17 protein-coding genes are annotated in these 14,664 nt (G+C 59.8%); 2 read left to right on the top strand and 15 right to left on the bottom strand.

Features of this window, described 5'->3' with window-relative positions:
• Positions 1-135: 135 nt before the first annotated feature.
• The 11 genes from AC0ZWN_RS05765 to AC0ZWN_RS05715 form a co-directional block, all read right to left on the bottom strand.
• Positions 136-1,641 (bottom strand): YdgA family protein, encoded by a 1,506-nt coding sequence (locus AC0ZWN_RS05765; protein WP_476334361.1) that lies wholly within the window; start codon positions 1,639-1,641, stop codon positions 136-138.
• 292 nt (positions 1,642-1,933) lie between these two features.
• Positions 1,934-2,569, bottom strand: a complete 636-nt coding sequence (locus AC0ZWN_RS05760) for an NADH:ubiquinone oxidoreductase subunit N (RefSeq protein WP_093440326.1) — start codon at positions 2,567-2,569, stop codon at positions 1,934-1,936.
• A 93-nt stretch (positions 2,570-2,662) separates the two neighbouring features.
• A complete protein-coding gene (locus AC0ZWN_RS05755; protein ID WP_476334360.1) occupies positions 2,663-4,105 on the bottom strand; it encodes an efflux transporter outer membrane subunit in 1,443 nt (480 codons plus the stop codon).
• Positions 4,102-5,004, bottom strand: coding sequence for an efflux RND transporter periplasmic adaptor subunit (locus tag AC0ZWN_RS05750; RefSeq protein ID WP_064389057.1), 903 nt, complete (start codon positions 5,002-5,004; stop codon positions 4,102-4,104). Before AC0ZWN_RS05750 ends, AC0ZWN_RS05755 begins: the two co-directional genes overlap by 4 nt.
• The gene (locus tag AC0ZWN_RS05745) at positions 5,001-5,210 is read right to left on the bottom strand and encodes a DUF1656 domain-containing protein (protein ID WP_007917703.1); all 210 of its coding nucleotides are present in this window, start codon (positions 5,208-5,210) and stop codon (positions 5,001-5,003) included. The genes AC0ZWN_RS05750 and AC0ZWN_RS05745 overlap by 4 nt, the downstream gene beginning before the upstream one ends.
• Positions 5,207-7,270 carry an FUSC family protein gene (locus AC0ZWN_RS05740; protein ID WP_476334358.1) on the bottom strand — a complete coding sequence of 688 codons (2,064 nt, stop codon included), beginning with the start codon at positions 7,268-7,270 and terminating at the stop codon, positions 5,207-5,209. Before AC0ZWN_RS05740 ends, AC0ZWN_RS05745 begins: the two co-directional genes overlap by 4 nt.
• The gene (locus AC0ZWN_RS05735; protein WP_476334357.1) at positions 7,267-7,695 is read right to left on the bottom strand and encodes a MarR family winged helix-turn-helix transcriptional regulator; all 429 of its coding nucleotides are present in this window, start codon (positions 7,693-7,695) and stop codon (positions 7,267-7,269) included. Before AC0ZWN_RS05735 ends, AC0ZWN_RS05740 begins: the two co-directional genes overlap by 4 nt.
• A 142-nt stretch (positions 7,696-7,837) precedes the next feature.
• Positions 7,838-8,119 carry a type II toxin-antitoxin system RelE family toxin gene (locus AC0ZWN_RS05730; protein ID WP_095122320.1) on the bottom strand — a complete coding sequence of 94 codons (282 nt, stop codon included), beginning with the start codon at positions 8,117-8,119 and terminating at the stop codon, positions 7,838-7,840.
• Positions 8,109-8,354, bottom strand: a complete 246-nt coding sequence (locus AC0ZWN_RS05725; RefSeq protein WP_095122322.1) for a type II toxin-antitoxin system Phd/YefM family antitoxin — start codon at positions 8,352-8,354, stop codon at positions 8,109-8,111. Before AC0ZWN_RS05725 ends, AC0ZWN_RS05730 begins: the two co-directional genes overlap by 11 nt.
• A 94-nt stretch (positions 8,355-8,448) precedes the next feature.
• Positions 8,449-8,694, bottom strand: coding sequence for a DUF2789 domain-containing protein (locus tag AC0ZWN_RS05720; protein ID WP_476334355.1), 246 nt, complete (start codon positions 8,692-8,694; stop codon positions 8,449-8,451).
• 128 nt (positions 8,695-8,822) lie between these two features.
• The gene (locus AC0ZWN_RS05715) at positions 8,823-9,284 is read right to left on the bottom strand and encodes an aminoacyl-tRNA deacylase (RefSeq protein ID WP_093440296.1); all 462 of its coding nucleotides are present in this window, start codon (positions 9,282-9,284) and stop codon (positions 8,823-8,825) included.
• A 153-nt stretch (positions 9,285-9,437) separates the two neighbouring features.
• On the opposite strand from AC0ZWN_RS05715, the gene AC0ZWN_RS05710 reads away from it, so the two are divergent.
• Both AC0ZWN_RS05710 and AC0ZWN_RS05705 read left to right on the top strand, forming a co-directional pair.
• Positions 9,438-9,989, top strand: a complete 552-nt coding sequence (locus AC0ZWN_RS05710) for an NfeD family protein (RefSeq protein WP_476334353.1) — start codon at positions 9,438-9,440, stop codon at positions 9,987-9,989.
• 2 nt (positions 9,990-9,991) lie between these two features.
• Positions 9,992-10,750, top strand: a complete 759-nt coding sequence (locus tag AC0ZWN_RS05705; RefSeq protein ID WP_007917711.1) for a slipin family protein — start codon at positions 9,992-9,994, stop codon at positions 10,748-10,750.
• A gap of 39 nt (positions 10,751-10,789) precedes the next feature.
• Here the strand turns inward: AC0ZWN_RS05705 and AC0ZWN_RS05700 are convergent, their stop codons facing one another.
• From AC0ZWN_RS05700 to AC0ZWN_RS05685, 4 genes are read right to left on the bottom strand one after another with little or no spacing between them, the layout of a single operon-like run.
• On the bottom strand, positions 10,790-11,707 hold the full coding sequence (locus AC0ZWN_RS05700) for a sulfotransferase family protein (protein ID WP_476334352.1): 918 nt from the start codon (positions 11,705-11,707) through the stop codon (positions 10,790-10,792).
• A gap of 53 nt (positions 11,708-11,760) precedes the next feature.
• Positions 11,761-12,546 carry an aspartyl/asparaginyl beta-hydroxylase domain-containing protein gene (locus tag AC0ZWN_RS05695; protein WP_476334498.1) on the bottom strand — a complete coding sequence of 262 codons (786 nt, stop codon included), beginning with the start codon at positions 12,544-12,546 and terminating at the stop codon, positions 11,761-11,763.
• Positions 12,543-13,148, bottom strand: a complete 606-nt coding sequence (gene cysC, locus AC0ZWN_RS05690) for an adenylyl-sulfate kinase (protein ID WP_116256414.1) — start codon at positions 13,146-13,148, stop codon at positions 12,543-12,545. Before cysC ends, AC0ZWN_RS05695 begins: the two co-directional genes overlap by 4 nt.
• Entirely contained in the window at positions 13,132-14,649 is a 1,518-nt protein-coding gene (locus AC0ZWN_RS05685; RefSeq protein ID WP_476334350.1) for a TolC family protein, read from the bottom strand. The genes cysC and AC0ZWN_RS05685 overlap by 17 nt, the downstream gene beginning before the upstream one ends.
• Between the last annotated feature and the right edge of the window lie 15 nt (positions 14,650-14,664).

Here is a 14,664-nt window from a genome sequence, read left to right as displayed (position 1 = left end):
CGTAGAGCAACATCCAGAACACAATAATTGTTCAGAATCGTGCTGGCGGTTCAGCCGAAAACCCGAACGCCAGACAGCAAAACGCCCGGCGTCTGTGCGATACAGAGGCCGGGCGCTGCTATTAAGAACGCAGAATTACTGCACTTGCGTGACGCCTGCGAACTTGCTCATCAGGAAGCCGACGAACTGCTCAACGGTCATCTTCTGGCCGTTGAATTCGACCTGATTGGCGGCGTAATGCAGCTTGGTCACGACGTTGGTGCCGTCGACGACGGCCAACTGCGAACCGACCGCCATGCCGGCGAACATGTCGGCCGCTTCCTTGGATTGATCAACGATGGCTTTGGCATCGGTCTGACCATCCAGTTGCGCCTGTACGCTAAGCAGATCGACCAGCATCGGCTTGGACACCTGGATATTCAGATCAAGCAACGCGATCAGTTGTTTGCCCAGTTGATCCGGCGGCAAATCCATCGATTGCGGCTTGGTCAGGTCGATCACCAGATTGGCCTTGCTCTCGCCGTTGGCGGTGTTGAACGAGAGGTTTTCCAGCGCAATCTGTGGGCCGGCGGCCAGCAATTTCTGCAGGTCGGCTTTGACCTGGGCGTTTTCAGCTTCGGTGAGGTTCAGCTCCGGCGCTGGCAAGCCTTGGGCTGCAGCCTCGGCCGCGGCTTTTTCATACGGCTGCAATTTGGTCTGGTAGATCTGCATCAGCGACATGGTCGACGGGATGTCGAGGTTTTTCAGGCTCATGGCCATATTGGCCGAGCCGATTTTCTTGTCGTTGAGGCTGACTTCGCCAATCTTGTAATCAGCACGACCCGAGGCATTGCTGCCGTTTTCTTCGGTGAGGTTCTTCATTTCGAAGTTCTTCACACCGAGCACCGATTGCTTGGTGCCGAAGGTGGTTTTGCTGTTGGTCAGCTCCAGGGTGTTCTCGCCGGTGTAGTAGCCGTAGCTGCTTTTGGCGAGGTTGCTGGCCAGGGTCAGACCGTTGAGTTCGACCTGCACCGGCGCCTGATCTTCAGCCACGGTGACCAGCTTCAGGTTGTCCATGTAACCGTCTGCCTTGACCTTCTGCGCTTTGGCGTTAGCGGAGATGTTCATGGTCAGGCCGGAAAATTTCAGACTCGATTGCTCATCCAGCGCAGTTTCGAACGGCAGCAGGTCGAGAGTGCTGGTGGTGGACTCGTCGTAGCCGATGCTGGTTACGCCTTTGAGCGGCGCGGCGCCCTTGGTGGCGGCGAACCATTTCTCGGTGGCCGGATTCTTTTCCAGCTCGTAGTTGCTGGTGGCCATGACCGGCAGCCATTTCAGCGAAACCAGACGCGAGAACGGCAGCGGACCGTGTTCGATGTGGTCGACAAACAACAGTTCGACCGGCTTGTCGCCAAACATCTCGCCTTCACCCTTGAGGCGATAGTGCGCGGTACTGGTGAAAGTGTGGCGTTCCAGCGACACCAGCTCCAGGGACGCGGTGCCGTTGGAGCCGGCCATGGCGGTTTGCAGCTCTTGGTTGGCATTGCTGACGGCGTTGTTCAACACGCCTTCGATCTTGGTCCCGGTGTACCAGGCCCCGCCCGCGCTGATCGCGCCGATGGCAACAACAATTCCGAGGAGAACGCCTGCTGATTTATTCATGAATGACCTGATCGATTTCCGTGGCTGTGAGTGTGGTCGTCTTCCCTGAACCCGTGACCGGGTCGCGGCTCGACTGCGCTGAATTCAGCGGTGGAGATTAGCACCGGGCGCGTGAGCTGGCCCAATGTTTAAAGGTTAAAGAGTGTCTATGGGGGGAATGGACAGTCGACAGGTTGGAAGAGTTTCGGTGTTTTTCAGTCCGCCTTCGCGAGCAGGCTCGCTCCCACAAGGACAATACTGTACCTGTGGGAGCGAGCCTGCTCGCGAAGGGGCCAGATGATTCAGGCAAAAATCAGGAATACTGAACCTCAATCTCATCCAGCTGATGATCAAAGCTTTTGAGCCGCGCGGTCCAGGTGTAGACCAGCACTTCAAAGTCCCGATCGATCACCGCCCCGCCCGGCCCCTCGGCGCGCGGGTCGCAGAAATCCAACTGATAGCGCTCGCGGGCCATGGCCGTGGCGACATCGGACAATTCGCGGGCGTTGTTCAACCAATGCCAGCCCTCGTCATCGATCTGCTTGTCGAGTTCAAGACACTGCTTTTTCAGCGCTTCGAGGCTCTTTTCCAACGGCGTGCCGGTGAGTTCGCCCATGACTTCGGCGAAGGTGCGCCCCGGTTGCCAGTAACTGCCCCAGAAATACCGGTCGAACACGGTTTCGACCCGGCGCAGGGCGACTTTGGTGTCCCAGATCAGCACCAGGGTCTTGCCCTGTTCAAGCTGCCGCTTCTTCACGCGCTGCACCTGAACCGACGCCCAGGCGACCACGACGATGGCCATGACCGCAATCAGCGCGACGGCGCTGTCGAGGAAAACCATGGCCTTGTCGATCTGGTGGGCCAGCATGATGCCGTAGAAATAGGTCGCCGAGAGCAGCACCAGCGCTGCGAGGGCGCACCAGAAGCCGAGAGCGTAAGGGTTTTTCATTATTGGTTTCCCCTAGACCAGCGCTAGCAATGTGCGCTGAAAGGGCGCCTTGCTCGGGGCACCCTTCCAACACTTCAAAGCATAGCAACGGCCTCAGGGTTTGCTGGGGCTTGCAGCGTTCGTTCGTCCGCTTTCCCAACCGCCGCCCAAGGCGAGGAACAAATCGATCTGGCTCATCGCAACCTGGGTGTTGGCGGCGGCCAGTTGCGCGGTGACATCGGTGTAGGTGCGCGTTGCTTGCAGGTCGGCGAGGAACGACTCGCGGCCGGCCTGGAAGAAGCGGTGGGTCTGGTCGGCGGCCAGTTTCGCTGACTGCTCGGCATCGGCCAGCGCATCGCGGCGTTGCAGCAAGGCGCTGTACTGAGCCAGACCGGTCTGGGTTTCGCGAATGGCGTTGAGCACCACGCCATCGAAGTGCGCCAGTGCGCCTTGGGTCGCCGCTTCTGCCTCGCGGATTCGCGCACGAGCGCCGTTGGTCGGCACTTTCCAGCTCAGCGATGGGCCGAAACCCCAGCGGTTGGTCGACGGATCACCCAAGTCATCGATGAGACCAACAGTGCCGATGGTCGCGCCGATACTGATGTCCGGATACAACTCGCCAGTGGCGACGCCGATGCCGGCGGTCGAAGCGGCCAGACGACGTTCGGCCTGACGAATGTCCGGGCGACGTTTGAGCAGCGCAGCGCCATCGCCAACCGGCACCAGTTGGGCGATTTTCGGCAGTTCGGCGCAGGTGGCGGTGCCGGCCGGCAATTGATCGACCGGTTTGGCCAGGAGCATCGACAGACGGTACAACCCAGCTTGGCGGGCCGCTTCATAACGCGGCAGTTCGGCGCGCAGGGATTTGAATTGAGTTTGCGAGCGAGTCACCTGAGTTTCATCACCACGGCCGGCATCGCGCAGACGTTGAATCAGCGTGGTGCCTTGCGATTGCAGGTCGAGGGAGTGCTGGGCGATCTCCCGTTCTTCGTTGGCCGCGCAGACTTGGGTGTAAGCACGCACGACGTCTGCCACCAAGGTGATCCGCGCCGTGTCTGCCGCTGCCTGGGTCGCGTCGGCATTGGCCTTTGCGCCTTCGATGCCGCGTTGCAAGGTGCCCCACAGATCGAACTGATAAGAAGCGCTGATGCCGATGTCGCCGACGTTATCGACCGGGACTTTTTCCGGCAGCAAGAATGCCTGACCAGACTCTTGCAAACGCTGCGCACCCATCTTCACACCTGCGCTCCAGCCGCCCGCTGCTTCGGCCTCATCGACCTGAGCGCGAGCCCGCTGCAAGTTGGCAGCAGCAACGCGCAGGTCGGTGTTGGAGGCCATGGCCTGCTGCACCAGTTGATCCAGTCGCGCATCCTTATAAAGACGCCACCAATCCGCCGGCACCGGCGCCGAGACGACCGGCTTTCCGGCCACCGCCAGTTCGCCCTGAAAATCCTTGCGCTGCACCGCTGCATCCTCCGGCACTTGATAATCCGGCCCGACCATCTGACAGGCCGAGAGCATCACGCCCAACCCGGCGATCATCAGCGCCCTGCTCATTGCGCAGGCTCCTGCTTTTTATCGTCGACCTTTGAGTCTTCGATGATCGAAACGGTGGCAGTGCGCCCGGCGATCATGCGGAAATCTTCAGGCACATCATCAAAGGCAATCCGCACCGGAATCCGCTGCGCCAGCCGCACCCAGCTGAACGCCGGGTTGACGTTCGGCAACAGATTGCTGCCGCTGGTACGGTCGCGGTCTTCGATACCGGCGACGATGCTTTCAACATGCCCGCGCAGTTTGGCGCGGTCGCCGATCACACGAATATCCACCGACTGACCAACATGAATGCCGTCGAGTTTGGTCTCTTCGAAATAGCCGTCGATGTGAAACGAATTGCTGTCGACCACCGACAACACCGGACGCCCGGCGGTAACGAATTCCTGCGGACGCGGCGCACGGTCGTTGACGTAGCCGTCCACCGGGCTGCGGATCACTGAGCGGTCGAGGTTGAGCTGAGCGCTGTCCACGGTGACCATGGCTTCGGCCAGTGCCGATTGCGCGCGGGCGACCTTCGACTGGCTTTCTTCCAGTTGCTCGGCCGGCACCAGGTTACCGAGGCCACGGTTACGCTTGGCCTCGCGCTGGGCTTGAGCGAGGGTTTCTTCGCGATCAGCGACGGCCGCCTTGGCCTGACGCAGGGCCAGTTTGAAGCGATCCTGGTCGATGCTGAACAGCACCTGGCCACGCTTGATCAACTGGTTGTCTTTCACTTCAACCTGCTGGATCAACCCGGACACGTCCGGAGCGATCTGGATGATGTCGGCGCGAATGTGGCCGTCACGGGTCCACGGCGCAAACATGTAATACATCACCATGCGCCAGACGAGGACAACGGCAAAAGTCACGATCAGCAGGGTCAGTACCACGCGACCGATGGTCAAAAACGGTTTTTTCATGTCATCAGGTATCGACTGAGTGAGTCCACGCCGTACAGCAGTACCGCGTAGAGGGCCACGTTGAACAATGCCCGGTGCCAGACCAGACGGTAAAAGTGCACACGCGTAAGCACGGCATGCACCAGCAAAAACAGCACATAAGTGATGCCCATCAACACCAGCAAGGTCGGCAGGAAAATGCCGCTGATGTCCAGATCACCGATCATAGGGGCGCTCCATCGGGCAGCGGTTCTTCGGAGTCGGCACTGGCGACGAATTCGACGCCGGGCAACAGCGCCAGACGCAAACCGCTCAAGGCGTGCAGCAGGTTCAGACGGGTTTCATCGTCGCCGTGGCCATTGAGTGCGCGACGAGTGCGATCGAGGGTCATCAACAGCGGCGCTGGCGCCGGCAAGCGTTCGCCAGCCTTGAGGCAGGCGCGGAAATACTCGCCGACTTCACTGACCACTTGCTGCAACAGCGCGTTCGGCGCGCCCGTCACCCGTGGGGTATAGGCGAGTAAATCGAGCAGGTTCAGGCCGACGCGGACTTCGCGCATGGCGATGCCGGTGTCTTGGCCGGTGAGGGCCAGACGCGGCAGGTGCTGCATCAGTCGATCGAGCAACTGCACACCCAATTTGCGGTGTTCGGCAAGGTTGGCCGGCTCGGTCATGTGGACGATGTCTTTCCAGCTGAAACGGGTCAGGCGTTTGGCTGCCAGTTCGGCGCCGAACGGGCGTGCGACCAGCGTCCAGATGAAAGCGAAAAGCAGGCCGATCGGTCCAGCGAGGTTGGAGTTCACGAAGGCGAAAAAATCCGCATCGTAAGCGCCCTGAATGCTGATGAACGACGAGGTGTTAACCAGCGTCAGCAGCATGCCGAGGAAGAACCGCGGCTGTACCGTCAACGTGCCGACGCAGATGAACGGGATGGAAAACGCCAGCACCAGCATCGGGAAGTCATGCAGGTTGGGCAGAATCAGAAACAGATAAAGGCTGGCGAACAGCACCGACATCCCGGTCCAGAAAAAGAACCGGTAAATCTGCGGTGCCGGGTCGTCCATCGAGGCGAAAAAGCTACAGGCCACCGCGGCGAGAATCACCGCGCTGCCGCCGTCTGGCCAGCCGAGCAGTATCCACAGCACCGAGGCGGTGATGATCGCCAGAACGGTCGAGGCCACCGAGTAGAGCATCAGTCCACGATCAATAAACGGTGTCAGTCGACCCAGTCGCCAGTGGCGATACACCGCGCGCCAGCTGTCCTGGCGTTCGCAAAGAATCGCGTCCTGCAGACTGCGGCAGTCTTGCCACAGATCGATGAATTCGCCGAGACGATAAATCGAATTTGAGAACAGCAATTGCCTACGATCCTCAAGCGCCTCGACGCTCGGCTGCAGGGCTTCGAGCTGATCTTTCAGCGTTTGCCAACGGTCGAGATCGGCGTCCGGGTGACCGAGCCATTCACGGGTCGCGGTAAGCAGCGGTGCGAATTTTTCCACCAGTTCCGGCGTGCGCCGTTCGAGGGCGTAGAGCGAATCTTCCAGCGCATCAATCACCGGTAATAGATGAATCATCCGCCCGCGCAATTCTTTGGTGTTGCGCACGGTTTGCGGTCGCGCACCTTCGTGAGGCAACTGGCCAATCATTAATTCGAGGCTGTTGAAGTTGGCAACCATGGCCATGCGCAGCGCAGTGACTTCTTCGGGCTGCACGTCGCGGCTGAGGAATTTCAGGCTATAGGTCGTTGCGTCGGCGAACCACTTGCTCACGGCATCGTTGAACACCGGCGCCAGACGACGCGGCCAGAACATCGCGCCGACCACGGCGGCAACGGCGATGCCGAGGAAAATCTCTTCGGTGCGCGCCTCTGCTACGTCCCACACCGCCAGCGGGTTATCCACCACCGGCAAGGCAATCAGCGGCAGGGTGTAACCGGCGAGCATCAATGCATAGTTGTTGGCCGTGCGCAGTTGCAGGGACAGGAACAGCAAAATACCCGTCCACAGCGCGATGACCACCACCAGCACAAACGGACTCTGCACGAACATCGGCACGAAAAAAACCGCCGCCGCGGCACCGAGAAAAGTCCCGATGGCACGGTACAAGGCCTTGGAACTGGTCGGCCCGAGAAACGGGCTGGAGACGATATACACCGTGGCCATCGCCCAATACGGACGCGGCATTTGCATGAGCAAGGCGATGTACAGCGCGATCATCGACGCTGCAAAAGTTCGCACCCCATAAAACCAGTCACGGGCCGGCGGGATGCCAGAGAAAAAACCGTTCAAGAATTGATCACCAAAGGCGGGCTGGCCGCCTCAAAAGCTCTGAGTACCCGAAGCGTAGCTTCCAGATCACTTTGCTCGATGCCTCCGAGCACCTCATGACGCAAGCGCACCAGTTCGATCTCCACCGCTTGCACCAGTTCACGACCGGTGTCGGTCAGGCTCAGGCATTTGGCCCGGCGATCCTGGGCATCTTCGGTGCGGCAGACGTAGCCGGAATGGCACAACTGATCGAGCAGACGCACCAGCGACGGACTCTCCATCCCGGCGGCCTGCGCCACTTGCACCTGGCGCACGCCCTCGCCCAAGCGGCCGATCATCAACAGCGGCACGGCGCAGGCTTCGGAGATTCCGTAGTTGACCAGCGTGGTCTGGCAGATCTTCCGCCAATGCCTGGCGGCCACCACCATGGCACTGCTGATGTTCATCTGGAGAGCGTCGAGTTCGTTCGGCACGAGGAAATGCACACTGTTAGTTTGCTAACTATCAATATCGCATTGGAGGGGAATTTCAGTCAAGTTTTGAAACAAATTGCCTGCTTGCCTGTGGGAATTGGCGCTGAGAGCCTATTCAGCGCTTTTTTGCATTCTCGTAAACACTGCTGCGCTCGCGCTTACCGACTGCGACAACCGAAACGACAACGCGCTCATCGATCACCTGATAAACCAAGCGATAGCCGGAAGCCTTGAGTTTGATTTTGTAGCAGTTCGGCATCCCGTGTAGAGCATCAGCAGAAACCCTTGGCAGCTTCAACCTCTCGCCCAGCTTCTTTTTGAATTGTTCTCGTAGTGTATGACCCAATTTGTTCCACTCTTTGTGAGCGGATGGCAAAAACTCGAGCTTATAGGTCATCCAGGCTTACCGAAATTGGCGTCTCATGGCTGCGGGCGCGAACGATTTCAGCAAGCTCCAGATCATCAAGTCGCTCCATCATTGCTTCGTACACATCCGCTGGCACCATATAGCCCATGACGCGATTGTGGTTAAGAACGGCCACGGCACCGCCATGTGCACCGCTCAATACTGCGGAAGGGTTTTTCTTTAATTCTGAGACACTGACAGCCATATCGGCCAGAACGCTTTGCATAATAAAAGACCTCAATTGAGGTCGTGATTTTGGTCTATTTTTTGATCCTCAACAACCGATCCACTCAATTGAATGACAAGAGGTTGGCGTCCAGTCAGCCCTCCCGTCCCTTTCTCAACAACACATCCAACTGATCCACCACCTCCGCCCAGTCGGCGTCATCCAGAATTTCGTCCCGTAAAAACTGCGACTGACTCTTCGACCAGAAAAACGCGTCAGCCAAATGCAGCTCGGGTTTGAGCGGGGAATGGGTGGCGATGAATTTGTCGATGCTCTCCGGATCGTTTTCCAGGCCGAGTTGTTTGAACAGGGATGGCAGGCTGTGATTTGGGTTTTCCATTGAGCTATTCCTTCAAAAATTTGGTGTGTGGAAGATTATTCGCGAGCAGGCTCGCTCCCACAGGGGAATGCGATCAACGTGTGGGAGCGAGCCTGCTCGCGAAGGCGTCAGTGCCGGCGCCACAAATCCTAATCACTCAACTCCCGCACCTCGGCATGCGGCACCATTTTCAGAAACTCCGGCATGCTCATGTGCAGCAGGTAGTTGTGGTTGCCCGCCTCCAGATAAATATCCTTCTGCCGCGTCAGCAACGGGTCGATAACCATGTCCAGCCCGTAGGAATCACCCAGCGGCGGCACCGCGCCGCGTTCACAGTCGTCAAAGATGTGCGCCAGATTGCTTTCGCGAGTCAGTTGCCATTCGCCGCTGGTGCGTACCTTGCTCAGGTCCAGGTGACGACTGGCCGGCAATACGGCCATCAGGTAATGCCCGTGGTGGTCGTCAAGGATGATCGATTTGGCCACGCGCTCGGCGGGTACCCCGGCGACCCGTGCGGTTTCCAGGCTGCTGGACGAGTGTCGATGGGCGACGATATCGTATTCGCAGTGCGCCCGGTTCAGGCTGCTCTGCACCTTTCTTGCCATACGCATGATGCACCTCGGTGTTGCGCTGAACGGTGATTGCCGTGTCTTTGAGTCTAGTTCGGCGGGTGTCTGGCGCAGGGAAATCCGCTCACCGGACATATCTGCATATTGATCAAAATTCATACAGGACAACCCTCAACTAGACTGTAAGAACCAGACATGACGCTCGCGGAGGGTCACGTGAACAGCCGATGCTGTGCGTTTGCCTTGCTCCTGCTGATCAGCGGATCAGCCCTGGCTGCCGACAGCCAGTTACCGGCCATGAGTCCGGCCGGTTTGTGGCTGATTACCTTGGGCATCGTGTTTCTGATCGCCGAAGCGGCGCTGCCCAATTACGGGGTGATCGGCTTGGCCGGAATCATCATGTTCGTCATCGGCGCGCTGATTCTGAGCAACGCCGAATTGCCGGCGCCGATGATGATCGGCCTCGGTCTGATCAGCGCGCTGCTGTTGCTCGCGCTGCTGATTCGCGCCCTGAAAACCCGCCCGCGCCATGCCGTCAGTGGCGACGCCGGCCTGCTCGGCAGTGTGACCGCGATCACCACGGTGCAACCGGGCGATGCCCGTAACGGCTGGGTGCAACTGCAAGGTGAACGCTGGCAAGTGTTCAGTGCCACACCGCTGCACACCGGGCAACCGGTGCGCGTGGTGGCGCGCAAGGGATTGTTGCTGCAAGTGGCCGCGACTGACGCGGCACCGCTCGGAGAGTGATCATGGGTCTGCAAATCGGTTTTGTTGCGCTGCTGTTACTGGTCATTGCCCTGGCCGGCTCGACGTTTCGCATCCTGCGCGAATACGAACGGGGCGTGGTGTTTCAGCTCGGCCGCTTTTGGCAGGTCAAAGGCCCCGGTCTGATCCTGCTGATCCCGGTGGTCCAGCAAATGGTCAGGGTCGACCTGCGCACGGTCGTCCTCGACGTGCCGCCGCAGGACGTGATCACCCGCGACAACGTCTCGGTCAAGGTCAACGCCGTGCTGTATTTCCGCGTGCTCGATCCGCAGAAGGCGATTATTCAGGTTGAGGATTATCTTTCTGCCACCAGCCAACTGGCGCAAACCACCCTGCGCGCGGTGCTTGGCAAGCATGAACTGGATGAGCTGCTGGCCGAGCGCGAGCAGTTGAACATCGACATTCAGCAGGTGCTCGATGCGCAGACCGATGCCTGGGGGATCAAGGTCGCCAACGTCGAGATCAAGCATGTCGATCTCAACGAATCGATGGTCCGCGCCATCGCCAAACAGGCAGAAGCCGAACGCGAACGTCGGGCCAAGGTGATTCACGCCGAAGGCGAATTGCAGGCCTCGGAAAAACTCATGCAGGCAGCGGAAATGCTCGGTCGCCAGCCTGGGGCAATGCAGTTGCGCTATATGCAGACCTTGAGTTCGATTGCCGGGGACAAGAGTTCGACGATTGTCTTTCCGTTGCCGATCGAATTGCTCAAGGGCATGGCGGATTTGTCCGGCAAGTCCTGAAGAGCAAAAGATCGCAGCCTGCGGCAGCTCTACAGGGGATCACATTTCAATGTAGGAGCCGCCGAAGGCTGCGATCTTTTGAATGCCGCGCAATTCTTCCAGGGCTTCAAATGGTGCTAGCGCAAAAGTGCGCACACGTTCCTGCAACAGCTCCGAAGCCTCGCGGCGCTTGTCTTCACCATCGGCAACAAACACTTGCGAAGGCTGTTTCGCATGCTGCGCGGCAGCGGCAAACACCTGCTGACGCTGCACATCATTCAATCGAAAGAACCGCGCCAAACGCCCTGCCATCGCATCAGGCAACTCACTGTAATTCACCGCCAAACCGCCGGAATCACGGCAATGCAGCCACCCGGCTTCAAGCAAGCGCCCCAAACGCCGCGCGATAAAATCTTCACGTCCTTCAAACGGCAAACCATCCTCCAATACGCAATCACCGAGCATCCCCGGCACCATGTGCATCCCCGGCCGGCGCAGATGAGAAACGGCAATTTCCAAAGGATCGCGATAGAGAAACAGCCACGGCGTATCTGCGAAACAGTCCTGCAGCAGCGGCCATTCACCGATGTTCCAAGCGTCGAGTTTGATCACCAGGCGCTGTTCCACACCGCGTCGGCGCTGACCATAGGCCGAGAGCAACCCGACGATGGCGGCCCGGCGTTCGCCGGCGGGTAAATCACTGCGTAACAAGGCGTCCAGCGGCGGTGGCTCGGACACGACGATGTGATCGTCGAGGCGGGCGAGCATCTGGCTGATCAGCGTCGAACCGCAACGCGAGGCGTGCAGCACAAATGCACTCGGTGCAAGCCCAGGGCTCTGCGTTTGCCATTCACTCAGCGCTGCCAAAGACGTCTGGCGCCGAAACGCCTGATTGAACGGCAGCCGTAATGCATCCTCGACCGCATCGCGAAAGAACGGCTGATGCAGCGCCGTGTCGCCGAACCAGCACCAATCCACCTAACACTGCCCATCAACCGGCCAGACACGAATCGGCAACCAGCCGTCGAAATTCAACCGCTCCATTGTTCGTTCCATTGTCGACGGCCGTCGCGCATCGCCGCACGCAATTCCTCGTAAGAGAACGACAAACCACGCTCGGCGCCCAATTCCACCGCTCGACTGATGAAGACGTCTGGATCGTGCAGCGTACGCAAGGCCAGAGACAGCGAAACATCTTCAGCCACCAGCCGCTGAAAGCGCTGCAACGGCGTGTCGGCCAAACCAGGCTCAGGGGTACTGTGCAATCCGTCGCTGATCATCTGTTCAAGCCAGGCACCGGGCCGGCAATCGAGCACCAGATGAACCCGCGCCGAGGTATCGCGGTTATCCACGCGATGTGGGCGAGCGAGATCAAGAAACCAGCACTCGCCGGCCTGCATGGGCATGCGCTGCCCATCGAGCCAGAAATCGACGCTCGGCGGACTGAGCAACGGAATGTGCAAACGCCGATCGGCCTGCGGGCCATCAAGGTCGTAATCGCGATGCTGGTGAATTCGTCCACCCGGCCCCAAGCGCAGCAATCGCGCGCTGACGATGTCCAGTGAGAGACTTTGCAGCCCTTGTTGCCAGCGCTCATCACGCAGCCAAGGGCTGCGCTGCACCGGCTCACCGCGTCCGGGCGACAGCTCGGTCAACGCATCGGCTGCCGAAATCAGCGCGACGCCACTCCAGTCACCCGAGAAATACTCGGTGTTGAAGTGACTGCGCCAGGCGTCGTCGGCAATCGCCGCCAGCGCTTGCAGCAACAGCGGCAAATCCACCGTCACCGGCAAACGCGAGAACGCCGGCCAGCTCATGTCCTGGGCAACACCGCGCACTCGCCGAGCCAGGTCAGCAATCGATCAAGGCAGGCTTCGACCGTTTGCGCACCGGTGTCGAGCACCAGCGACGCCTGCGTTGGCGGCTCATACGGTGCCGACACTCCGGTAAATCCAGCGAGGTCACCGCGTCGCGCCCGTGCGTAGTGTCCTTTCGGGTCGCGCTGTTCGCAAACAGCCAGAGAGGCGCTGCACCAAACGTCGCGATAGTCCTCACCTAACCGTTGCGCGAACACCTCACGTAGCTCAACTAGTGGCGCAATCATCGCCAAAATCACGATTTGCCCGTTTTCCACCAGCAACGCGGCGAGCTCGCTGGCGCGACGAATATTTTCCTGGCGATCAGCGTCGGTGAATCGCAGATCCCGATTGAGCCCGATGCGCAAACCGTCGCCATCCAGTACCACGCTTTGCAAACCTCGCCCGAACAACTCGGCGTGCAGCGCCTGGGCAAGTGTCGACTTGCCCGCCGCCGGCAAACCGGTCAACAGAATCGCTGCACCGCGATGCCCATTACGAACCTCGCGTTGCGTGCGGCTGACGCTGGCAACGGGCGCCAGCACATCACTGCGCTGGGGCATGCGCCACCACCGGCACCGAGATATCCCCCGACGCCCACGCCGACTCGCGGTTGGCCAGCGCGGTGGCGATCGACTGCACTTCGGTGGACTGCACCTGATCCGGCAGCGGATCGAGGCCGGCACTGGCGAAGATCTGGCCGTAGGCATTGCGCAGATCGGCGTACGACAAATCACGGCGCAAGTCGGCTTGCAGGTTGTTCAACTCGCCCTGAATCAACTCCAGCTCACCAATCCCGGCAGCCTGATGACGGTTGCGTAACTGGCCAACGATTTGCCCGTCGATGTCCGACAACTGTTGGTTGGTCTTGAACTGGCGCAAGGCTTCTTGATAGTTGGCATTCGCCACATACAGTTGCGCGAGCACCGCTATCGACATTGCTTGTCGCCGCGCAGTGGCCACTTCTTCGCCGGCCTTGGCGACGTTGATCGCCGCCGGAGCGGAGATCACGTTGAACAGGTTCCAGGTGACTTTCACGCCATAGTCGGCCCAGCCCTGCTCGACAAGGAAGGAGTTGCTGTCGTAATGCCCGCCAGCAGAAAACTCCAGGCCCGGCAGCATGCGCAGCATAGCCTTGCGGGTTTCAGCGGCGCTGATGCGCGTCTGGTAATCCTGCTCGCGCAGTTCCGGGCGGCTGGTCAGGGCTTCCTGTTCGAGTTTGGCCAGATCGACCTTGAGTTCGGGAATCTGATAACCGTCATCGGTGGCCAGCGTCAGCGGGGTGCCCAGCGGCAAGTTGATCAGCGTCGCCAGTTCGGTTTTCGCCAGCGACAAGGCGCGGCGTTGCTCTTCCAGTTGCCGGGTGGCTTCGATCAGCGAGCGCTGGTAACCGAGCGACTGCACCGGATCACCAATGCGTTGATCGCTCAGGGTCTGACTGTTGTCGCGGGCGGTCTGCACTCGTGCCATCAGGCTGTCGATCTGCTTGAGCAGACGTTCAGCGGCCATCGCCCGCCAATAGGCCGAGCGCACGTCCTGAACGATGGTGTTGATCACCTTGCGGCGCCGTTCCTGGACGATCAGGCGCTGATCGCCTTGCTGCTTGGCGCTGATGTAGCTGACGCCGAAGTCGAGGACGTTCCAGACCATGGTCAGGTCGGCGACTTCGCGGTCACGATCCTGCGAGGTCGACGGTTCCAGAGACTGGGTGCCGGTGCGTACGCTCTGGCTGCTGGAGGCGTTGACGTTGTTGCGCCCGACGTAGCCGGCATCCAGCGCCATGCGCGGCAGCATGTCGAAACTGGCGAGGTCGAGCTGCCGCTTGGCCAGCGCTTCCTCCATGATCTTCAAGCGGCCTTCGAGGTTGTACTTCACGGCGCGGGCCATGGCCTGGTGCAGGGTCAACGGACCGCGCAGCGGTTCCTGATCCTTGTACATGCCTTGCAGATCGCTTTTGGCACGCTGTTCACTGACGCTGCGCTCAATCGGTTCACTGGTCACTGCACATCCGCTGATCGCCAGCGCCAGCAGGCTGGCGCCGAACAACTTCTGACTTCTCTTCATCCCTGGATCGCCCCT

Source organism: Pseudomonas sp. 3B-A001-10F, assembly GCF_056313565.1.
Note: the sequence above shows the minus strand (reverse complement) of the source record. Positions and strands in the feature narration are given on the sequence as shown.